20 protein-coding genes are annotated in these 22,504 nt (G+C 35.7%); 10 read left to right on the top strand and 10 right to left on the bottom strand.

The annotated features are described in order from the left end of the window. Window positions 1-277 precede the first annotated feature (277 nt). Both ACJRPK_RS07810 and ACJRPK_RS07805 read left to right on the top strand, forming a co-directional pair. Window positions 278-1,792, top strand: a complete 1,515-nt coding sequence (locus tag ACJRPK_RS07810; RefSeq protein WP_407139374.1) for a hypothetical protein — start codon at window positions 278-280, stop codon at window positions 1,790-1,792. 90 nt (window positions 1,793-1,882) lie between these two features. Continuing rightward, window positions 1,883-3,697, top strand: coding sequence for a cytochrome-c peroxidase (locus ACJRPK_RS07805; protein ID WP_407139373.1), 1,815 nt, complete (start codon window positions 1,883-1,885; stop codon window positions 3,695-3,697). 40 nt (window positions 3,698-3,737) lie between these two features. On the opposite strand, the gene ACJRPK_RS07800 is transcribed toward ACJRPK_RS07805, so the two are convergent. Further along, the gene (locus ACJRPK_RS07800; RefSeq protein WP_407139372.1) at window positions 3,738-4,505 is read right to left on the bottom strand and encodes a TIGR02757 family protein; all 768 of its coding nucleotides are present in this window, start codon (window positions 4,503-4,505) and stop codon (window positions 3,738-3,740) included. Between the two features lie 439 nt (window positions 4,506-4,944). On the opposite strand from ACJRPK_RS07800, the gene ACJRPK_RS07795 reads away from it, so the two are divergent. Further along, entirely contained in the window at window positions 4,945-5,784 is an 840-nt protein-coding gene (locus ACJRPK_RS07795) for a helix-turn-helix domain-containing protein (RefSeq protein WP_407139371.1), read from the top strand. A 132-nt stretch (window positions 5,785-5,916) separates the two neighbouring features. Next, window positions 5,917-6,756 (top strand): M57 family metalloprotease, encoded by an 840-nt coding sequence (locus ACJRPK_RS07790; RefSeq protein WP_407139370.1) that lies wholly within the window; start codon window positions 5,917-5,919, stop codon window positions 6,754-6,756. A 49-nt stretch (window positions 6,757-6,805) separates the two neighbouring features. Here ACJRPK_RS07790 and ACJRPK_RS07785 read toward each other — a convergent pair whose 3' ends face one another. Beyond that, the gene (locus ACJRPK_RS07785) at window positions 6,806-7,468 is read right to left on the bottom strand and encodes an ABC transporter ATP-binding protein (RefSeq protein WP_407139369.1); all 663 of its coding nucleotides are present in this window, start codon (window positions 7,466-7,468) and stop codon (window positions 6,806-6,808) included. Between the two features lie 57 nt (window positions 7,469-7,525). Further along, window positions 7,526-9,955 carry a DUF5916 domain-containing protein gene (locus ACJRPK_RS07780; RefSeq protein WP_407139367.1) on the bottom strand — a complete coding sequence of 810 codons (2,430 nt, stop codon included), beginning with the start codon at window positions 9,953-9,955 and terminating at the stop codon, window positions 7,526-7,528. 139 nt (window positions 9,956-10,094) lie between these two features. On the opposite strand from ACJRPK_RS07780, the gene msrA reads away from it, so the two are divergent. Genes msrA through ACJRPK_RS07765 form a run of 3 tightly spaced genes read left to right on the top strand, consistent with a single transcriptional unit; the run spans window position 10,095 to window position 11,622 of the window. Beyond that, window positions 10,095-10,661, top strand: a complete 567-nt coding sequence (msrA, locus tag ACJRPK_RS07775; protein WP_407139366.1) for a peptide-methionine (S)-S-oxide reductase MsrA — start codon at window positions 10,095-10,097, stop codon at window positions 10,659-10,661. 5 nt (window positions 10,662-10,666) lie between these two features. Further along, window positions 10,667-11,263 (top strand): GTP cyclohydrolase I FolE, encoded by a 597-nt coding sequence (gene folE / locus ACJRPK_RS07770; RefSeq protein ID WP_407139365.1) that lies wholly within the window; start codon window positions 10,667-10,669, stop codon window positions 11,261-11,263. Window positions 11,264-11,310: 47 nt separating this feature from the next. Then, the gene (locus ACJRPK_RS07765; protein ID WP_407139364.1) at window positions 11,311-11,622 is read left to right on the top strand and encodes a hypothetical protein; all 312 of its coding nucleotides are present in this window, start codon (window positions 11,311-11,313) and stop codon (window positions 11,620-11,622) included. A 23-nt stretch (window positions 11,623-11,645) separates the two neighbouring features. Here ACJRPK_RS07765 and ACJRPK_RS07760 read toward each other — a convergent pair whose 3' ends face one another. The 6 genes from ACJRPK_RS07760 to ACJRPK_RS07735 form a co-directional block, all read right to left on the bottom strand. After that, entirely contained in the window at window positions 11,646-12,170 is a 525-nt protein-coding gene (locus ACJRPK_RS07760) for a DUF6787 family protein (RefSeq protein WP_407139363.1), read from the bottom strand. Window positions 12,171-12,225: 55 nt separating this feature from the next. Next, window positions 12,226-12,645 (bottom strand): DUF6146 family protein, encoded by a 420-nt coding sequence (locus ACJRPK_RS07755; RefSeq protein ID WP_407139362.1) that lies wholly within the window; start codon window positions 12,643-12,645, stop codon window positions 12,226-12,228. A 116-nt stretch (window positions 12,646-12,761) separates the two neighbouring features. After that, window positions 12,762-13,394 carry a DUF937 domain-containing protein gene (locus ACJRPK_RS07750; RefSeq protein ID WP_407139361.1) on the bottom strand — a complete coding sequence of 211 codons (633 nt, stop codon included), beginning with the start codon at window positions 13,392-13,394 and terminating at the stop codon, window positions 12,762-12,764. 213 nt (window positions 13,395-13,607) lie between these two features. Beyond that, window positions 13,608-14,558 (bottom strand): D-2-hydroxyacid dehydrogenase, encoded by a 951-nt coding sequence (locus ACJRPK_RS07745; RefSeq protein ID WP_407139360.1) that lies wholly within the window; start codon window positions 14,556-14,558, stop codon window positions 13,608-13,610. A 54-nt stretch (window positions 14,559-14,612) separates the two neighbouring features. Then, entirely contained in the window at window positions 14,613-15,677 is a 1,065-nt protein-coding gene (gene serC, locus ACJRPK_RS07740; protein ID WP_407139359.1) for a 3-phosphoserine/phosphohydroxythreonine transaminase, read from the bottom strand. A 124-nt stretch (window positions 15,678-15,801) separates the two neighbouring features. Next, window positions 15,802-16,860, bottom strand: coding sequence for an acyl-CoA reductase (locus ACJRPK_RS07735; RefSeq protein ID WP_407139358.1), 1,059 nt, complete (start codon window positions 16,858-16,860; stop codon window positions 15,802-15,804). A 65-nt stretch (window positions 16,861-16,925) separates the two neighbouring features. Here ACJRPK_RS07735 and ACJRPK_RS07730 point away from each other — a divergent pair, with 65 nt between their 5' ends. Together ACJRPK_RS07730 and ACJRPK_RS07725 are read left to right on the top strand one after the other, a co-directional pair. Continuing rightward, complete coding sequence (locus ACJRPK_RS07730) at window positions 16,926-17,276, top strand: 4Fe-4S dicluster domain-containing protein (RefSeq protein ID WP_407139357.1); 351 nt, start codon at window positions 16,926-16,928, stop codon at window positions 17,274-17,276. Between the two features lie 106 nt (window positions 17,277-17,382). Continuing rightward, window positions 17,383-18,030 carry an outer membrane beta-barrel protein gene (locus ACJRPK_RS07725; RefSeq protein ID WP_407139356.1) on the top strand — a complete coding sequence of 216 codons (648 nt, stop codon included), beginning with the start codon at window positions 17,383-17,385 and terminating at the stop codon, window positions 18,028-18,030. A 77-nt stretch (window positions 18,031-18,107) separates the two neighbouring features. On the opposite strand, the gene ACJRPK_RS07720 is transcribed toward ACJRPK_RS07725, so the two are convergent. Next, window positions 18,108-20,915, bottom strand: a complete 2,808-nt coding sequence (locus ACJRPK_RS07720) for a TonB-dependent receptor (protein ID WP_407139355.1) — start codon at window positions 20,913-20,915, stop codon at window positions 18,108-18,110. 296 nt (window positions 20,916-21,211) lie between these two features. Between ACJRPK_RS07720 and ychF the strand changes: the two genes are divergently transcribed. After that, entirely contained in the window at window positions 21,212-22,306 is a 1,095-nt protein-coding gene (gene ychF / locus ACJRPK_RS07715) for a redox-regulated ATPase YchF (RefSeq protein ID WP_407139354.1), read from the top strand. Window positions 22,307-22,504: the final 198 nt, after the last annotated feature.

The raw sequence follows: 22,504 nt of genomic DNA, 5'->3' as shown, positions 1-22,504 counted from the left end.
ATAAGCCCGTGTGTTTTACATAAATTTAGTGATTGTTAACATAATTTTTAACAATTAAATGTTAATTGTTTACTATTAAACAATGAATTCCTAACCTCATTCTTTAACGATTCCGTAATCTAAGTAATCTCTAGATAAAAGAAACGTAACCCTTTAACGATATTTAGTTAACGATTAAAAAACTTGTCAAGGATACTTTTGTTGGAGTATTTATAAACATTTAATCAGACAAATTATGACAACATTAGTAAAGGGGCTTTTCAAATTTATGATATTCATGTCACTCATTTTAAGTATTAGCTGTGATGTAGAGGATGGAATTGATGGAACAAACGGTAAAGATGGAATAGATGGCGAGGACGGAATTGATGGTGAAGATGGCAAAGATGGTAATGATTTTGTGCCAGAACCCACCATGTTTGCCAACAAGTCAAGCATGGAACCATTAGTAGCTATGGCACCACAATTTAACTATGTAAAAGCGTATTCCTTAATTAGTACACCAGACATCATAAATGAATCGTTTCAGTTAGCAGGTTCTGCAGATGGCGCCGGGTTCTTAAAAGAAGGAGATGGCTATATTTATGTCGTTAATTGCGAGGACAGTTATTCCGTTGCTCGTATTAGATTGGACGAGAATTTAATTCCGATAGCTGGAGATTATCTTCTTAACTCAGGAGTCTCTGATTTTGCAAGACAATGTTCAGGAACTATGTGGGAAGCAAGTATTCATGGAGGTACCAGCGATCTGTTCTTATCAGCATCAGAGAGTATCAATTACGATGTTAAAGGAATTGATCCCAGAATAGCAACACCAACACCTAATGCTGATTTTGGATTAGATGCTCTAGGTGAATTCTCATGGGAAAATGCAGTACCACTGCCAAAAGACGCTTATTCGGGAAAAACTGTTATTGTGGGCGGAGATGATGACTCTAGTGGATCCGAAGGTCAGGTCACTCTATATTATTCTGAAAATGGTGATGCAGATTTAGAGAATGGTAAAATATATGTATTACGATTTAAACAAATCTCTGACGGAGCGAGCGGTGTTCAGAATGTTGTTGCTAATACAACATATAACGAAGCTAGTTTGGATTTTGGAGTATCCTATGATGTGGAGTTTGTTGAAATAACTGACGGAAAGAATCTGACCAAAAATGAAATGGAAATTGCTTGCCAGGATGTATTCGCTTCGCAATTTATGCGAGTAGAGGATGTGGACTACCAGAAAGGTACAGATGCCAATGGTAGAAATGTATTCTTTGCTGTAACGGGGAGAGGTCCGGGAAGAGGAACGTATAATGATTGGGGTACTGTATATAAATTAGAATTGGATGAGAACGCACCGCTAACCGGTAAATTAACTCAAATAATCAGTGGAAATACAGATACTAATAACATGGATGGTAATCTGTCAGAGTTGCAAAGTCCTGATAATATATGTGTAACCGAGAATTTTGTGTATGTACAAGAGGATCCTAACTCTTTTGATCGGGGTCATGCAGCGCAAATATATCAAACTGATATAAATGGGAACAATCCTACTAAAGTTTTAGAATTAGTAGTTCGTCAGGATTTAGCACAAGGAAATAGTACAGGCTTCAGTGGTGAATTTGGTTCTTTGATCGACGTATCAGACAAAGTTGGGGTATCCAACACATTTATTCTTGCAGTTCAGCCGCATTATTGGAGAAATGAAAACTTTAAAGGTTTAGATGGTGATATTAATGCGACGTACGAAGATAATCAAGCCTCTCAAATAGTCATTTTAAAAGGTTTACCAAGGTAACCTGGTATTTGTAATTAGCAATAGAAAAGATCTTTATCGTAACAGATAAAGATTCTTTTCTTTTTAGTCATTTCTATGAAACAAAAACACATGAAAGCATATATTGGTCTATTTTTAATATTTTGTTTTTTCTCTTGTAAAAAAAAAGAAGCGCATTATGAACCTAATTGGACAGCTATACAAAATTATTATTCGAATAATTTAACGAAGGCTATCAGTTTGCTTAATGAATTGCGGAATGAAGACTTAACAATAGAAGAAGCAAAACGACTCTTTGAGTTGACCAGACATGCTTTTAAGAAAGCGGAACCTTATGCTTCATACCTCAATCCCGACGTTGGACATCGTGTAAATGGTCCGGCATTACCAATATTTAAAGAAGATAATCAAAAAGTGTTAAATCCTGTCGGATTACAAGCACTTGAAGAGTCAATTTATCAGGAGCAGTTAAACAGTCAGCAGTTTATAAGGGAGTTGGATATAACCATTGGCTTACTGGAAACATTAAAAAAAACCGTAATAAAAAAGTCATTGAATCCGCAGCGATTTTTTATTGCAACGCATCAGCAACTTTTACGTATTATAAGTTTAGGGATCACCGGTTTTGATACCCCTGCAAGTAATTTGGGAATAAAAGAAGCTGGAATATCCTTACAAAGTTTAGCGTATGTATATAAAAAAAGTATACAGCACGATTTGAGGATGAAGGACAAAAAATTAGATGAAAAATTGCTTAAGGAGATAGAAGCGGCTATTCATTTTATAAACGAACAACCATCATTTGAGGATTTTGATCGCTATACATTCATTAAAGATTATATGAACCCAATTACCAGATCTTGGGTTGCTATCCGTCAGAAAAGTGGTTTGTGGAATGGAAATTCCAGTTACCCTTTCAATTTTGATGCACCTACTTTTTTTGAAAGTAACTCGTTTAATGCAGCCTATTTTACATCGTCTATAAATCGCAATGCATCTGTAGACCAAATAGCGCTGGGAGAAAAGTTGTTTTTTGATAAGAATCTTTCCAAAACTAAGAATATGGCTTGTGCAACATGTCATCATCCCGATAAAGGCTATAGCGACAATAAAATCAGTAGTTTAGATAATAAAGGAAATCCGTTGCAACGTAATACGCCTACACTCATAAATAGCGTGTATCAACGTAGTTTTTTCTGGGATGGAAGATCTCAAACCCTATTAGATCAGATCTCTTCGGTTTTTACAAATACCAAAGAATTTGATAATACGGTGCATCAATTTTCTGAAGACATTTTACAAGATAGCACGTATGTGAGATTATTTAAAAAAGCTTATGGTGGAATTTCAAATAAAAATACTGAGGTGATAAAAGCAATTTCGTCATATATCAGTACACTTAATGGATTTGATTCCAAGTTTGATAAAAACATAAGAGGAGAAGAAGATACATTTACCGATCAGGAAAAACTGGGTTTTAATCTGTTTACAGGAAAAGCGCTTTGTGCTACCTGTCATTTTATCCCATTGACAAATGGAACAGTACCACCTTTTTATACAGAGACCGAGAAAGAAGTAATCGGCGTTCCAAAAAATATGGATAATAAAGAATTGGACAATGATTATGGTTTCTATTGGAAATTTGAGGAGCCTTTACATAAAGGGATGTTCAAAACGCCTACTGTTCGAAACGTGACATTAACAGCACCTTATATGCATAATGGTGTATATGAGTCATTAGACCAAGTAATGGAGTTTTATAATTTGGGTGGTGGAGCAGGATTAGGTTTTAATGTAGCACATCAAACCCTGCCGTTTGATAAGTTAGAACTTGACGATGAAGAATTAGATGCGCTGGTAGCTTATCTCAAAACCTTAACAGACAATCCGGAAAATACCAGTAAATTAGTGACAAACAATTACTAAGTATTAAAAGATGTATGGGTAGAGCTTTGTTATGACCTATTTAAAATTTTTCAAAAACTCCTAATCCAAATAATGCATAATCATATTTGACAGGATCTTCCGGACAGAACAATCGTAAGCTTTGGTCTAGTTCTGATAAGGCTTTACCATCATTTTGTTTGCGATTGAGCAGACCAAGTTTGCGAGCAACATTTCCAGAATGTACATCCAACGGACATGATAAAATACTGGGTGAAATTGACGGCCAAATACCCAAATCTACACCACGATTTGAATCGCGAACCATCCATCGTAAAAACATATGAATACGTTTGGCAGCAGAATTTTTTAAAGGATCGCTTACATGTTTTTCTGTACGGGTGGGATGGGGTAACGAGAAAAATTCCTTTTTAAATTCATGAATTGCTCGATTGAGGTCGGATTGGTGCGCAAATTTCGAATAAAACGCTTCCATATCGGAATAGTTAGTATATAGTGCTTGTAATGCCTTAATAAAGTATGTGAGATCAATCGCATTAAAGGTTCTGTGTACAAATCCCTCCAAATGATCTAAGGAATCTTCAGAATGGTGCATAACAAAATTATAGGGGTCATTACCCATGAGCTCCATCATGCGGTGTGCATTTTTAAGAATACTTTTTCTATTTCCCCAAGAAATCGTAGCAGTTAAGAATCCTGAGATTTCTATATCTCGCTTATTACTATAAAGATGTGGTATTTGTATAGGATCTGTTTCAATAAACCTAGGTTGTTCATAATAAGCAGCTTTTTGATCCAGAAATGTTTTTAATTCGGTTTGAGTTTTCAATATGTAATTGATTTTGAAGATAAAAGTAAGATAATTTTTAATTCTAGAATCACACAAAACAGTTTAGCCACATCAGCACAAAGTTAAAACCATAAATACGAGGTGTTATCAGTTGATTTTCAGTAAATAAGGTGTTGAGAGATCAAACTTTTCCTATTTTTAATCATTAAAATTATATGTTCCTTCTTTATCAATATTTCTGACGTTAATTTTTTACAAGGCTATGGAAACTAAAGAATTTATATTTCTGTTATTTGGGGTACAAACCTTTATGATCTCGGGAATTTTATTTTTTTATAGATCAGAAAAACGTAGGCTAAATAGATATTTAGGATTTTTCTTTCTGACTTTGCTGGTGGAGATTGTTTTTTGCTTCGTTTACAGTGATAAGGTGCATCCATCTTTATATTATCTGCCTTTTCGTTTCAATTTACTTAGCATGAACTTTCTATTTCTATACGCTGCTGAAACTTCCGGTAAAGAAATTAAAAATAAATGGAAAACCTATATCCCTGCATGCATAGAAGTTGTGGTGTTTTCTTTACTTTTTATTTTGGTCACAATAAATCCTGCAATTCATGAGCGCATACAAACTACGTTTTTTTGGAACCTTGTATCACTGGCTTCTGCATCGTATATCATTGTAATGTGTATTTTAATTATCAAGGTGGTGTGGTATCACCGTAAAATACTTGGTAGGTTTTATGCCAAAACACGATTCAAATCTATGCTATGGTTGGGGATCTTTTGTGCCTTATGTATAGTATTTAATATTTTGGCCTATATCAAATTGAATTATTTAAATAATGAATATTTAACGTTGATTTTTGATATAATGTACCTTACACTAATGTATTATATCACCATTGCCAGTCTTGTCCAGATTAACATTATAAATACGACCAAAATAAACACAACTCAGGAAAATACTTGTAATTTGAGAAAAATATATGCAATTGTCAAACGACATATGGAGGTGGACAAGGCGTATCTGGATCCCAATCTTAACTTGAGTAAGATTTCAAGGAGTGTTGCACTACCACAACGTAATATTTCTAAAGCAATTAATGCAATTGAAAATAAAAATTTAAACTCTTTTATCAATTCATATCGAATAGAAGAATTTAAAAAGTTACTGCGATCCAATACGCATCAAAAGTACAGTATTTCAGCAATAGCTGATGAAGTAGGTTTCAATTCACGAGCTTCCTTCTATAAAAATTTCAAAGATATTGTTGGGGAGTCACCTACCGCATATGTCAAAAATATAAGTAACTGATTTTAATGGTTTTAAATGTTTAAAATCTTGTTATGAGACGTCTTAATACAGGATTTGAGACACTTGATTGTTGTTATTTTGAATTTAATAACAGAGCTTTGAATTCATAACACAAACTCAATTTTAATAATTATGAAAAATGTAAAACAAATTGCACTATGTGCACTTGTGACTGGTGGTCTGTTATTTACGGCCTGTCAAAAAGAGGACATTTCGAATGAAGTCCAAGAGATTAACAGCGAACCAACCAAAGAACAGTTGAGCCAATTGTTTGATATGGGGGTGAACATCCATGATGTTACTATTCAAAAACTTTCATTGCTCGATGGGAGCAGTGCAGACTATTTTGTTTCTGGAGATATTACAGTTCCTGTGGAGGGTTTTGAGAACCTACCGAAATTAAAAACTAATAGCAACGGAACTAAACAGTATCACACCAACAATTTAATTTCAAGTTCGAATAGGACCATCGATGTATTAGGATACACAGGCGGTGGAGGTCAAGGATTAAACAGTACGAATCGAGAAGCTTTGAGACGAGCGGTAGCAAACTTCAATAATGTGAACTCAACATTAAACATGAGATTATCTTTTGGAACAAATTATCAAGCGGCAGACTTAGTAGTGTATGTTCGAAGGGACTTAGGAGGTGGCGGTCTTGCCGGTTTCCCTTCTGGCGGTAAAGCATACAAATGGGCCAGAATCGGACCTAGGGTTTCTAATAATGGTGTTACGTATGCTACACATGTAATTACGCATGAAATGGGACACTGTATTGGTCTGAGACATACTGATTGGTTTGCAAGATCATGTGATGGTAGTAATGAGGGAGCTGGTTCTGTGGGAGCAATTCATATTCCGGGAACTCCTACGGGCATTGACAGAACCTCTATTATGATATCGTGTGCAACAGGTAATGAGAACGGTGTACTTAACAGTAATGATGTTACTGCTATTGAGTATCTGTATTAAACTAAGAAGATTATCAAAGTATATAAAGCTGTTCTTAGGGACAGCTTTTTTATAACCCAATGTTACCATCTACCATGACTAACTTGCGATCAGCCATGTCTGCAAGTTCTTCATTATGAGTTACAATAACAAAAGTTTGACCAAACTTATCTCTTAGTTCAAAGAAAAGATTATGTAACTTTTTTGCAGCTTCGCTGTCCAGATTTCCCGATGGCTCATCCGCAAAAACTACCTTAGGGTTATTTATCAAGGCGCGAGCCACAGCAACTCGTTGTTGTTCACCTCCTGATAGGGCTGATGGCTTATGGTCATAACGATCAGATAATCCCAAAAAATCTAATAATTCTTTGGCACGTCTAATGGCTTCAGCCTTAGGTGTATTTTTGATAAAAGCGGGAATACAAACATTTTCTAATGCTGTAAACTCCGGTAGTAATTGATGAAATTGAAAAATAAAACCAAGCTTTTCATTTCTGAATTTTGCCAATTGTTTTTGAGAAAGTGATTTGATAGAAGTATCATTTATAATAAGTTCACTTTCTTTTGTAGTATCAGCTTTGTCCAACGTACCCAAAATTTGCAGTAAGGTGGTTTTACCTGCTCCAGAAGCACCCACAATAGATACCACTTCACCTTCTTGTATGTGCAAATCCACACCCTTAAGCACAGACAGTGTACCATAGGTTTTAAAAATCTGGGTCGCCTTGATCATAAACGTAATTTAAACGGTGAAAGTAAACATTATTCGATGATATTACAATCTAAATTATTAGGTAGAACGTTTAAAATTATTGATATCCAAAAAGTAAACAATACGCAATGAAAGTGTGTGTTGGATAGGTTGATCGAATAAGTTGTCCATACTCTCTGTATAATTTATTGTTGACAGTTCATCCTGATTAAATATCTGATTACGATAGAGAAGTGTCGCTTCACTACCTGGAGCAAAGCGCCAGTTGAAACTCAAGTCCAGATTCCAAATGTTGAAATTTCTATTAGGGTCATCATCTTCTTCATAAATATAAGCGGCTTGGGTACGTGTTCCATCTTTGTTTAGGGTAGAGAAAATATTTTCAGAGTAATCGGCAGTACTCCAGAAGTTTCTAAATTTTAAGTTGACCGCTTTAAACGGATCAAAATTATAGCTTAAACTAATCGAATTTTCAAGCGAAGTAATATCACGTTGTCCGAAATAAATAATATCATCTTCATTATCAACATAACCAATATTTTTATTTCTAAGACGATACTCAGATCGTACGATCATCAATAATTTGTCCGAAAAGCGATACCGTGGAGCAAGTTCTAACTCAAAATTTTGGCGATCGTTGCCTAACCATTCTCTTAAACCAATACTAGCATCGTACGCAAATTTTTTGCGATAATCAGAAGAAACCCAAAGTCGACCTCCTACATTTTCTTTGAACGTTATAAATCTGCCGTCCACACGTGGCTCAAAGTAATCATCGTTATCAGAGTTGTAATTCATAAATCCTCCAAATGCAAGACGTTCCTTAGTAACAAAAAACCACTCCCCTCCAATAGTATTTTGAGTAGTCACACTTGGATCATATAACCGTCTATGCCGAATAAACATCCCGATACGATACTCATTAAACAAGTCTGTTGGTTTAAATATTTGATAGGATGCGCTTACTCTAAAATTATTATAATTATTTCTGAAGTTAACACCGAAATCATTAATATCATACGTTTTATTCGCTAAATCATGACCAAAACCATAGCGGAATTGTCCTTTAATGCGATCAAAATCAATTTCTGATGAGAAACCGGAAACGTTAGAGTCTACCAAATTTAATCGACTTACAATAGCACGCCCTGTCAATCGATAACTATTGGCACGGTTAGTTAAATTCCATGCTAAGGCTGAAGTGTTGGCATCTCTAAATTCACTTCCACTTCGCGTCACATTTGTATTGATCAGTGATATGGATGAGTTTTGATTAAATAATTGATCCACAACAAAAACATTGTAATTTGTCAAAGGCTCTACTACTTTTTTACGTGTGTTTTCAGATACAGTATCTGTAATAGTCACAGCTGTTTTCTCTGTAATAGCGTTGAAGAAGCCAATTCCTAAATTATCTTTTGTGCGACCTGAGATTTTTAAGGCATTTAAAAGATTCACTTTATCGGGTGTATCTTCGGCAACTTCGTGTTGTGCTAAATCGTCATCTGTTACCCTTTGCGAAGGTTTACTGCCTACTCTTCGCGAAAAGAAAATGTTTCCTTTATTAAAGAGTTCCGTTCCCTCAGTAAAGAATTGACGATTTTCATCAAATGTTTGTTCAAAAGGTCCCAAGTTAAGTCTCACATTATCAAAAGAGGCCTGACCAAAATCGGGAATTAACGTAGCATCAAGTGTAAAACTATCATTCAGACCATATTTAACGTCCATACCGGCGCTAAAATTTGTTTCTGTTTTGCTGTCAAAGCTGGAGACACCACCTTGAACAAAAGGAAAAAATGTCAACCGTACCGGAGGGTTTATATCGCTGACTCCTTGAACCAAACCATTGTATTGAGTTTGTTGTCCTACCGAGTTATCAATGCGGGACCACGTATGTGTTTCATTCTGTCGAGTAAGCTTTCTATAAAAATTCACGCTCCAATCCTGTACTTCGGATTCAGGAAAACGAAGAGCATTATACGGAATTTTAAATTCTGCATACCATCCTTTGTCATCAAAGGTTGTTTTAGCCTCAAAAACAACGTTGTAACTAAAATCTTCATTGAATTGATCAGCTCTGGCATCTCCAATTGTACCAGCACTGGTTATAAAAAAACGAGTTTCATTAATACCATCATTATACGTATTGAGTGCGATGGCAAAGAAATCAGCCTGTACAAAAACATCATCTCGTTGGCTAAACTGTCTTAGTATTTTTTCCGGATCAAGATCGTACATATAAGCAGCTACATAGACCGCTTTGTTATCGTAGGCAATTTTAACTTCAGTACGGGTATGTTCGGGAATGACTCCTTCATTACTTGGTTCGTACATGGCGAAATTACCAGAAGGAGCTATAGCATTCCACACGGCATCATTTGGGTTACCATCTATTTTTGGAGGGTTTGAAATACGGTGTGCTTGTATAGTCTTTTGATTTTGGGCGGAGGTAAGCCAAATGCAGCATATTGAGAATAAGCTTAGCATTAAGCGCATAAGTATAGTCATAAAGTCTGTTAAAAAAATCTTACTTTCTAGGGTGAACTGCAAACTTATAACTATTATAAAGATTTTAGCTACTAATAAAAAGTTAAAAATGAGGCTAATTGTTTATTATTAAGGTAATTTCGTTAAACAAAAAAGAATTATGGAAAAAGTTGAAAATCTTCAGACTGCAGTGCTTGCAGGGGGATGTTTTTGGTGTACCGAAGCGGTATTTCAAAGGTTGGAAGGAGTAAAAAACGTTCTGTCGGGGTATACCGGAGGAACTATAAAAAATCCTGCTTATAGAGAAATAACTACAGGAAGAACCGGACATGCTGAGGCAATACAGATACAATTTGATTCAGATGTTATTACTTTTAAGGAGTTGCTGGAGGTGTTCTTTTATACGCATAATCCTACTACTTTAAATCAACAAGGAGCCGATAAGGGAACGCAGTATCGTAGCGCTATTTTTTATGTTGATAACAGTCAAAAAGAAATAGCAGAGGAATTAATAAAGAAGCTTAATGATGATGAAATTTTTAATGGTCAGATCGTGACAGAGGTTACTGAGCTAGGTCCATTTTACATTGCAGAAAAAGAACATCATGATTATTATAATAGACATGAAACACAGAGATATTGTCAGTTAGTTATAGATCCTAAATTAGCGACGCTCAATAACACATTTAAGAGTAAATTGAAAAAGGAAGTTAAGAACGTAAACTAAGACGAATGCCGTATACTAAATTAGAAGAGTATAATATTGAGGTAACTGATGAAGTTAAAAACAAGTTTGAATCAATAATTACTGACCTGGGCGAAGATATAAGTAGAGAAGGGATTGTGAAAACACCGGAAAGAGCTGCAAAGGCAATGCAATTTCTAATGCAGGGCTATCATCAGAATGCTGCTGAGATTCTAAAAGGTGCTATGTTTAAAGAGGATTATAATGAGATGGTTATAGTGAAGGATATTGAACTCTATTCCTTATGTGAGCATCATATGTTACCATTTTTTGGGAAGGCACATATTGCATACATTCCCGACGGCCATATTGTGGGTTTAAGTAAGCTACCCCGAATTGTGGATGTATTTGCGAGACGTATGCAGGTGCAGGAAAGGCTTACCCATGATATTCTAGAATGTATTAACAATACTCTACGGCCCAAAGGTGTGGCAGTGGTAATAGAAGCTCAGCACTTGTGCATGATGATGCGAGGCGTGCAAAAACAAAACTCATCGACCACAACTTCTGGTTTTAGAGGGCAGTTCGAGAAAATTGAAACCCGTAATGAATTTTTGAAATTAATCAGTTCTGACCTCAAATAATACTATTTTGGCATTTTATTTGTTATACTAGTAATAAACTTAAAACTATGGATAACAAATATAAATTACTTCGTCAAGGGATTTTGTTCGATATTCTTGGTATGGCTTCTATGGCAATACCCTTCATAGGTCCATTTCTAGACATTCTTTGGGCTCCCTATGCGGCAAAAAAGATGAGAGCAATGTACCCCGGACGTAAAGGTAAGATAGCATCTATACTTACATTTATTGAGGAAATCATTCCGGGAACAGATATTATACCTTCATTTACCTTGATGTGGATGTATACTTTTGTTTATAAATCAAAATCTGTTGAAGAGCCGGAAACGATAGATGTTGAAGCAGAAATTATTCAATAATTATAGTGTGATTGGGATATTTGCTATGATTCAAAGAATCTGGCAAAGCCCAATCGCGATAACATTTTCTTTTCAAACTCCCAGAAAAAAGAAAATTGTCCAAATAACCAGCCCACGATTACCAATAATACTTGGTAAATAGGGAAGATCAAGATTATTCTCAAAGGCCAATAGATGTAACCAAGGGTCGTTTCTCTGGTGAGTCCCAAGATACTCAAAACAGGATCAGAAATTTTGGCTGAGGTAGAACCCGTTATTGCAAATGCAATAAATATCGCAATCAGTTCCCAACGATACGTAACCTTCCATTTTTGCTCCAATTTTTCAAAAATCTTCAACGTTACCCAAAGAAAAAAGACTGCAATTACTAGGGTTAATAATATTTTAGCCAATATTAATAAGGTGTATGAGTCAGTAAAACTTTCTGAATTGTTTAAAATTTTATTAGCTAACAAGTATCCGGAAAGGAGTAATCCAATAATTCCCAAAGCAGGAAATATAAGTTGCCAATCCTTCTTAATTTCCCATCGATCTTTAAAATTCTGCATGATGCAAAACTACTACAAAAAGATGAACCTCAAAAGTATCAGTGCTGTAAAAATTTTACCCTCTTGAAAAGAAAAATCGCTGGTTATAGCGTTGTTCTAAAAACAGGAAGTAGTTATATAAAAGGTAGTTGACCTCGTATCCATAATGAATTGTAGGTTCGTAGTTTATTTCTTGCATGTATATGTTGGGATCATACCGGAATGGTTGTCGTACACGCTGATTATAATCTATCACATTGCGACGATTGCGGGTTTCTAAAAACTGTTCAGTGTAAAAACCTCTTGGAGGTTGAGTCACTAGCCATGCGTTAAATCCAGGTTCTATAATGATAATTTCGTACTCCAGACTATCATTTGCTATACGTACCGTGTCTTGAACCGCATCCTTATCTTTTTTTATTTCGCTAGTATTCTGAGTGGAACTACAGCCGATTACTGTTATGAGTAAGACGATGACTAAGATGAATGTTTTCATATTCAAAAAGTACGAAAAAACCGAAGTACTACCTTCGGTTTTAACAAATAAATCACATTCAAATTCTCCTTTTCAAATATTTTTATGAGGTCTGTTTTTTTGACAGGATTATTTAGTTATTTACCAAAAAATCCACCGATCAAGCTTCCTAAACCACCTTTTTTCTTACCAGAACCTAGAACAATATCTGCGACATCATCTAATACACTACCATCACCATCAGAATCAATCAGAGACATAATTAAGCTTTGATTTTCTTGTGGCTGTCCGCCTAACATACTACCGAGTAAAGAACTTATGCCATTCGAATCAGATACATTATTAGCTCTTTTTTGCTGACCTAATACACCCATTAGAATTGGAGCAGCAACCTTTAAAATTTCACTTACAGATCCACTATCGACTCCTGATTTGGCCCCAATGGTTTGCTCAACTTGGGATTGCTTACCTCCCAGAACATGATTCAGGATACCTGCACCGTCGGATAAAACTGTATCATCAACCCCGTTTTGAAATAAACCTCCAAGATTATTTAAAATACTACCGTCGTGTTTATTTGAAAGTGCACTCATCAGTCCTTGAGCTCCATCATTAGAAGACGCATTTTTTTTCATAGCCCCCATAAGAACCGGTAATCCCATGCTTAGTACATTTGCAGTTTTACTTTCTGATTGTCCCGTTTGGTTGCTTAAGCCGCTAATCATTTGTTTTCCGATATCGCTATTTAATAAATCTAATAATCCAGACATGTATCTTAGTGTTTTTAAAATTATGAGTTAAAAGTACTATTTACTAAAGTTGAAGTATTCTAAATTTAAAGAAATATTTGCTTAAAACACGTTAAAAAGCATTTAAAATCGACAAAGCGTAATTTTAAACTGATAAAACATGACAAGAATATAAATAAAAAAAAGCTCTGCAATTCTTAATTACAGAGCTTTTGGAGTAGATTAAAAACCTTCTTATTTTAGAATACTTATAATTTGATCAGCAAGTTCTTGCCCAATGCGATCCTGAGCTTCCCCTGTTGCCGCACCGATATGCGGAGTAAGAGAAATTTTATGATTCATAAGTACCTTTATTGCAGGCGTAGGTTCGTTTTCAAAAACGTCTAAACCGGCAAAGCTTAATTTGCCTTTTTCTAAAGCGGCTACTAATGCAACTTCGTCCACCACGCCGCCACGTGCGGCATTTACGATTCCTGCGCCATCTTTCATTTTTTCAATTTCTGAAGCTCCGATTACGTATTCCTTTTGCGCTGGCACGTGTAAGGTAATAAAATCAGCATTTTTCAATACGTCATTTTTTGAAATTGTTTTAATTTTAAACGTAGTTTTCTGACCGTCAAAAAATTCTAACGGAATTTCAACATCTTCAATATAGGGATCATAGGCAATAACTTTCATTCCAACGCCAATAGCTATTTTTGCCGTTGCTTGGCCAATTCGACCAATTCCAAGAATTCCCAGTGTTTTTCCTCTTAACTCAATACCTCCTGCGTAGGCTTTCTTTAAATTCTTGAACTTACTGTCACCGTCTAATGGCATATTGCGGTTAGCGTCGTGCAAAAACCTTACTCCGCTATATAAATGAGCGAATACCAATTCGGCAACAGAACTTGAGGAGGCTGCGGGAGTATTGATTACTTCAATACCTTTTTCTTTGGCGTAAGCCACATCAATATTATCCATACCAACCCCACCACGTCCAATTACTTTTAGACTTTTACAATTGTCGATGATGTCTTTTCTTACTTTGGTGGCACTTCTAACCAATAGTACTGTAATATCTTTATCGTTGATATAGTTTACTAATTGATCTTGCGCTACTGTAGTGGTGATAACTTCAAAACCGCTGGCTTCGAGAGCTTTTATACCGCTTTGAGATACACCGTCGTTTGCTAACACTTTCATAGTAAAATTTTATTTTTTAAACCTACATTCAATATAGGGGAAATGAATTATTAATTATGCTTTTCGTTCCAGATCACTCATGACATCCACAAGTGCAGCCACACTATTTAAAGAAAGTGCGTTGTACATACTTGCACGGTAACCACCAACACTTCTGTGGCCGTTTAATCCGTTGATTCCAGCATCTTTCCACATGGCGTCAAAAGTTTCTTTGAGATCCTCTTCGATAAGTGAAAAGGTTGCATTCATATTCGAACGATCCTCAGTAGCCGAGAATCCTTTAAAAAGAGGATTGAGATCAATTTCTGAATACAAAAGTTTAGCTTTTTTCTCATTTTGCTCTTCCATAGCAGCCACACCACCATTTTCTTTGATCCAACGCAATGTAAGCATAGAGGTATAGACCGCAAAAACGGGAGGCGTATTAAACATACTTGCTTTACCAATGTGTGTTTGATAATCGAGCATTGAAGGGATATGCCTAGATACTTTACCTAAAATATCCTCTTTTACAACGACCATAGTCGTTCCTGCAGGGCCCATATTTTTTTGCGCTCCCGCATAAATCAAATCAAACTTCGTAAAATCTAAGGTTCGAGAAAAGATTTCACTGCTCATATCACAAATTAGAGGTGCACTCGTTACAGGGAACGTTTTCATTTGTGTACCAAAAATGGTGTTGTTACTCGTGCAATGCAAGTAATCCAATTGTTCAGGGATTGTGTATCCTTTAGGAATGTAATTGAAGTTTTTTTCTTTTGATGAAGCAACTTCGATAACCTCACCAAAATGTTTTGCTTCTTTTATGGCCTTATCACTCCAGGTACCCGTATTGAGATATCCAGCCTTTTTCTCTAACAAATTATAGGCCACCATCAAGAATTGAAGACTGGCACCTCCTTGTAAAAAGAGTACTTTGTAGCCTTTTCCTTCAAGATTTAAAAGTTCCAGAACCAAATTTCTTGATTCTTCCATTACATCAACAAAATCCTTACTACGGTGAGATATTTCTAGTATCGACAGTCCCGAATCATTAAAATCTAAAATAGCTTGTGATGCTTCTTTAAATACATCTTGTGGTAAGATACAGGGTCCCGCGCTAAAATTATGCTTTTTCATCAGTAGTTTTTCTTGGTGTTTATAAATTATTCTAAATAAATTAAGGGTATATATGTACCCTTAACTCCTCCTCACAAAGGTGCTAATAATCTAATAGATATACATTGTGAATGTGATAAAATATTTAGTTAATTTTTATTAAAAATTCAACAATATCCTCTCCGTCAGCATAATCTGCAAGTGCAGGATATTGTGTTTTTCCGAAAGGTACGGTGGTTATTTTATGGCTACCCACAATACATTGCAATAGATTGCGATCACGATGAAGTCGGGATGTCAAATCTTCTTCACCATCATAGAATTCATAAAATAACGTAGCAATGGGAGAAGCATACCGATCATCTTCTTTTAACATCAAAAAACCGTTGTCGAGTAGTTTGTATTCACTCATTAAGTATACAGCTTTGTTATAATCGTAGTTATTAGCATACTTTGCATTATTTATGATGTCGTTGTAACCATAGATTGCCTTAAAAAATTGATCAAAATCGTAACCCTTGGGTACCAGAAGTTTAGAAACGCTACGGCATCCTAAACCAAAGTATCTAAAAATATCCTCTCCTAAATCAGTCAGTTGGGTGTTAGATTCATTACCTGTAAGGATCGCTACAGAATTTCTATTCTTTCGAATGATATTTGGGACTTTTCCGAAGTAGTGTTCAAAATATCGAGCGGTATTGTCACTGCCCGTTGCAATGATGGCATCAAAATCAGTAAGTTTATTTTCATGAAAAACGATACGGTCTTTAAAACCTGGTGAAACAGCGATTAGATAGTTGCTCAACAAAGGCAACAATTGGTTATCATGAGAGGATAATTTTATAAGTGCCGTGTTTCCTGTAATAAGTACGGATAAAAAATCATGAAAACCTACCAGCGGTATATTACCAGCCATGATAATACCGATTTTCTTAGGTGATGTTTCTGAAAGCGTATAGGGAGCTAACCAATTGTTCAGTTCTTCCTCGCTTAGTAAAGTGCTCCATTGTTGAATTGAAAATGCTACGTTTTCTGGTGTAAACCAGCCATTATGATGTACCATTCGCTCGACTACCGTGTGCATTTGGTCAAAAAAAGATTCATTGTGTGGCACTGAAGAATCTCTAATAGGAGTAGGAGAGGAGAATTGATTTAAAAACTGACCCAATTGAGAAAAAGCTGCTATTCGATCATCTTTAGTCATATCTGATTTGTTTATCACTTGTATAGGAGTTATTTTTGTACTGCAAATTTAGATAAAAAAGAGCTATGGCAATTATAATAACAGACGAATGTATAAACTGTGGTGCGTGTGAGCCAGAATGCCCTAACACTGCAATTTACGAAGGTGCAGATGATTGGAGATATGCAGATGGTACAAATTTAAGTGGAAATGTTGTTTTACCCGGAGGTAAAGAAGTGGATGCAGAAGAAGCTCAGGAGCCTATAAGCGATGAGATTTACTATATAGTGCCGGACAAGTGTACAGAGTGTAAAGGTTTTCATGAAGAACCACAATGTGCTGCTGTATGTCCTGTAGATTGTTGTGTACCGGATGAAGATATCGTAGAGACGGAAGAGTTTTTGTTAAAAAAACAGGCATTTATGCATCCGGAGTAATAAATTTAATTTCTAAAGTACAGCCTATCGGAAACGATAGGTTTTTTTTTACTTTTTAAAATTTAGTACTTTCGCCGGCGTTATAGCTATAAAAAAATCTACGATCATGAAAAAAAATCTATTATTTATTTGTTTAGCATTTGTTCTCTCGGGGAGTTACGCTCAGTATCGATGGGAGGTATCTGGTGGAGCTACGTTTTCTAAATTAAACTTAGATAATGTGGATACAAATCGAGGAACCGGATTCTATTTCAATGCCGGTTATGGTTATATGCTGGACGATAGAGCTAAAACGAGTATAGTTTTTTCTTTGGAGGCCTTACAGCGTAGAAGTACTTTTGCTGATACGGCTTCAGAAAGTATAGAAATTAATGGAGAACCATTTACAGTTAGGTATAATGAGGGTGATGAGATCAAGGCATTTCAAATTGGTTTTTCTCCAAAATTTAGAGTCATTACCGGACAAAATACAGATAATTTTAGAGCGTTTTTTCAAGTGGGACCTTCCTTTCGTGTAAACGCGAAGGTAGAAAATGGAGATAAAAAGCTTAGTACTCAGGATTATGAACAGATCGTTTTGGGAGGAGTGTATGGAGCTGGCTTCTCTATTGCTACCGGAGAAATGTTTGATTTTATGATCGATGTAGGTGTTATGAACGATTTTATAGACAATCTAACTGATCAGAACAGTAAGTTTTTTGACATATATGCTAGAGTTGGAATCAGATACAGAGTATATGATGCCAGACGATAGTTTTTAAAACAGTAAAAAAATAAAAGAGCTTCAAAATTTGAATTTTGAAGCTCTTTTTTATTATTTATTTAAATAGTTTACAATTTGTAGTTCAGCGATAAGGTGAACATAGCACCCAACTGACTAAAATGATAACCATCATAGGTCATTTGTGAATACCTTTGATTGAAGGTAATTAAATTAGACTCTGACTTTACTTGGGCTGGATCATTTAAAATAGCATCTCCAGCAGAATTTAAAGAAACAAATTCCCATTCTGGCAATACATCTAAGATGTTATTAACGTTGAGAGAAATAGTGAATTTTTCTGTAGCATCAAATCCAATACCAAGATCTGTAACAACTTTAGGGATAAACTCGGTTGAAAGATTCTTATTTAAACCTTGCTGTCTAAAAGTTGTTTTCCCAAAATAGGTATTGTTCAAAGAAAAATCAAATTTACCAATTTCATAAGTTGCCCCTAAAATCCATTTGGTTCTGGGTCTTGAAGTAAAGAATAATGCTTCCTGAGTTTCGTTAACTACTGACTGCCCTGTGCCATTTAAGAATGAAGGCTCTTTAACACCTCCGTCACGTTCATTTTCGATTGTATAGTTTCCTGATAAACTAAAGCCAAGTTCACCACTTCCTAATTCTATGTTTTTGTAGTTTGCTACGAAATCAATTCCTGAAGTTCTGGTATCGATTGCATTTACAAAGAAACTTAAATCATTTAATCCTTCAAAATCTTCATTTGCAGGTGGAGCAACCTCTGTACTTAAAACGATTCTGTCTTCAACTTGAATGTTATAGTAATCTATGGTAAAATTGATTTTACTATTTAATTTGACGCCTAATCCTACCGTAACATTAAAAGATTCTTCAGCATCCAATTTAGGTAGCCTAAGTAGTCTGGCTTGTGGTGATACATTACTGACTAGACCTCCTACTTGAATCCCTTGTCCCGGGACAAAGCTATACTGTGCTTTCTGTGTATAAATTTGGTGTAATGTGGGAGCTCTAAATCCGGTCGAAGCCGATGCTCTTAGCGTGATTTTGTCTTCCAAAAATTTATAACGAGAGCTAACTTTCCAAACAAATGCTTCTCCAAAATCACTATAATCTTCTAAACGTACCGTACCGTTAATTAAGAAATCTTCAGTAATATCATAGGCGATATCAAAATAACCACCAAAATTGTAGCGGTTGAACTTCCCCGAATTTTCCGGACTGTTTCCTGCAAAAGAATCGGCTCCGCCACCTTCCCAAGATGCCCGATCGCCTTCTATAATTTCAAAGGTTTCCGCTCTAAATTCAGCTCCAAAACCAACACTAATTTTGTCAGAAAGTAGTTTAGCTATATCGATGTTTCCCACATGATGAGAGAATTTGGTGCCTCCGGGATCAAAGGCGATAGGACTGTTTCCTCTATATTTGAAATCTCCTTGAATCAACTCCACACCTTCATTTTCTTCAATAGTACCGTCTCCATTAAGATCATAAGGAGTTATATCGACATTCCCGTTTCCATTAATATCACCTAAGTACGTGTCAGGATTTCTTTCGTTACTACTATTGTGAGAGTTATTCACAGTATACGCTTGCGAATTTCCACCAGTAGTGTAACTAACATCATAATTCCAACCGTTCTTTTTAGTCTTAAAACCAAGAGAAGCATTGTAATCATTTAGGTCTCCTTCAAACGTAGGAACATAACCGATATACTCGCCATTTTCTCCATTTGGAAAGAAATTCGATAAATACTCGGTATCTCCAACTGCAGGTTTCCAATATGGTGTTCTGTAATTGGCAAAACTGTTTACCTTTTTGTAGACATACGCTGCATTCATATAAATTGAAGAGGCTTCATTAAGATCGTAACCTCCGTTAACTAAAAATTTAGCCACTGCATTTTCTGGAGAACCATTAATATTATTAGCATCCGGATACTTGTTTAAAAAATCTCTAACATCAGCAATATCCGCTTCAAAATCGATGGCTTCACCCTCTGCATCTACAGTCCCCGGACGATTTGCCAGGTTTGTTTTAGAAAAATCAATGGTGTAATTAAAAAAGCCATTATTCTCATTTCCAATGGAGGTACCGTTGTTTAGGCTAACACCAATAGTTTCACCGTCACCTTCTGAAGTAATTCCTGTTCTAAGTGTTACAGAACCTTCATCATCATTGTCTTTTAATATAATGTTCATTACTCCTGCGATGGCATCAGATCCATACTGTGCAGAGGCTCCATCTCTTAATATCTCAACTCGCTTGATAGCATCAGTGGGTATTGCAGAGATATCAGATCCTGTTTCTCCACGTCCGGGAGAAGTCTGGGTGTACAGTAAAGAACTTAAGTTCTTACGCTTTCCATTAATTAGAATTAAAGTTCGACTAGGTCCCATGTTACGAATTTCATAAGGATCCAACAATGATGTTGCATCATTTACCGGAGTTTGAACCGTGTTAAAGGATGGAATTTTGTATTGTAATGCTTTGTCAAAAGTTAGTTGTCCTGTTGACGCTAACTCTTTTGCGGGTAAAACGTCGATTGGCAAAGAAGAGGTTGTGTTACTTCTAGGCAATGCCCGAGAACCTACTAACAGCACCTCTTCTAACTGGGCACCACTATCCATCGTTACATCAATTGTTGATTTGCCGCCAACTGGAATTTCTTTTGATGTAAAGCCTACGTAACTGAAAACTAAAATAGCATCTGCCGGAACTTCAATGCTGTATTTTCCATCAAAGTCCGTCGTAGAACCATTATTAGTGCCTTTTTCAATAATGTTTACACCGGGTAATAATTCACCGTCTGCGTCCTTAACGGTACCTGTAACGGTTTGCTGAGCAAAACTTACAGTAGTGAGTAAAGTAAATAAGATTAGTGTGAGTTGTTTCATGTAAATTAATTTTAATTATTAGTCCTTTTGAGCAAATATACTTTAAAACCGTACTTTTTTAACATTTGAGTTAACAATTTTTTACGGTTTTACCACATTTAACAATTTTTATTTAATTTTTATTCTGTAGGATTGTATCGACATCTTTTACATTTGAGTATGAAAATTTGTTGATCCTTTGAGTGAAGGATCCTCGATTTTGCTAAAGTGTGCCAGCCTATTGTTTTGTTACCTCTAATAACATTATATTTGCGCTCGCAAAATAGGATCTTTGTGATCCTAATTAACCTATTATTATGAAAGCTGGAATTGTTGGATTGCCCAATGTAGGTAAGTCTACTTTATTTAATTGTTTATCTAATGCAAAAGCACAGAGTGCTAATTTTCCTTTTTGTACGATCGAACCTAACATTGGAGTTGTAAATGTTCCGGATGTGAGGTTAGAAAAATTGGAATCGTTAGTTAATCCAGAGCGCGTATTGCCTGCTACTGTAGAAATTGTTGATATTGCGGGATTGGTAAAAGGAGCCAGTAAAGGAGAAGGACTTGGGAATCAGTTTTTAGGTAATATCAGAGAGACTGATGCGATTATACATGTATTGAGATGTTTTGAGAACGATAATATTGTTCATGTTGATGGATCTGTAGATCCAATTCGTGATAAGGAAACCATTGATATCGAACTTCAGTTAAAAGATCTTGAAACTTTAGAAAAGAAACTCGATAAAATTAAGAGAGCTGCAAAGACTGGCAATAAAGAAGCTCAAAAAGAGGAGGCTGTTTTATTAAAATTAAAAGAAGGTCTAGAGGCAGGAATATCTATTCGTGCAATAGAAGTATCAGAGGATGATCACGAAGCTTTTGTAAAACCCTTACAGTTTATTACAGACAAACCGGTTTTATATGTATGTAATGTGGATGAAAATTCAGTAGTTGAGGGTAACGAATTTGTTACTAAAGTAAAAGAAGTAGTTGCTCAGGAAAATGCCGAGGTAATTGTTCTGGCAGTGGCTACAGAAGCAGATATAACAGAGTTGGAGGACTTTGAAGAACGCCAAATGTTTTTACAGGATATGGGGTTAGAGGAAGCAGGAGCTTCGGTTCTGATTAGAGCAGCTTACAAATTGTTGAATCAGCAAACATACTTTACTGCAGGTGTCAAAGAGGTTCGTGCTTGGACAATCCCAATAGGAGCTACTGCACCTCAAGCAGCAGGCGTTATTCATACCGATTTTGAGAAAGGATTTATTAGGGCTGAAGTCATAAAGTATGATGATTTTGTTAGCTATGGTAGCGAAGCAAAAGCAAGAGAAGCCGGTAAACTTGGAGTTGAGGGTAAAACATACGTTGTAAATGATGGTGATGTGATGCATTTCTTGTTCAACGTATAGATAAAAATATTTTTATAAAAGTTAAGCTGATGTATACACTACATTGGCTTTATTTTTTTCGGATAAGAGCTTTAACGATTTAATAAATCACTAGTAAAAATGAATTATTTTTTTCATTTTACTGGTATTTTAAGGTTTTTACTGATATCTTTAAACAGGTTATGCATAAATTCATGCGATGTATGCATTCTTCCCGCA

The organism is Aquimarina sp. 2-A2 (genome assembly GCF_045505135.1).
Taxonomy (GTDB): Bacteria; Bacteroidota; Bacteroidia; order Flavobacteriales; family Flavobacteriaceae; genus Aquimarina; species Aquimarina intermedia.
This window is presented reverse-complemented; position numbering and strand designations above follow the sequence as displayed.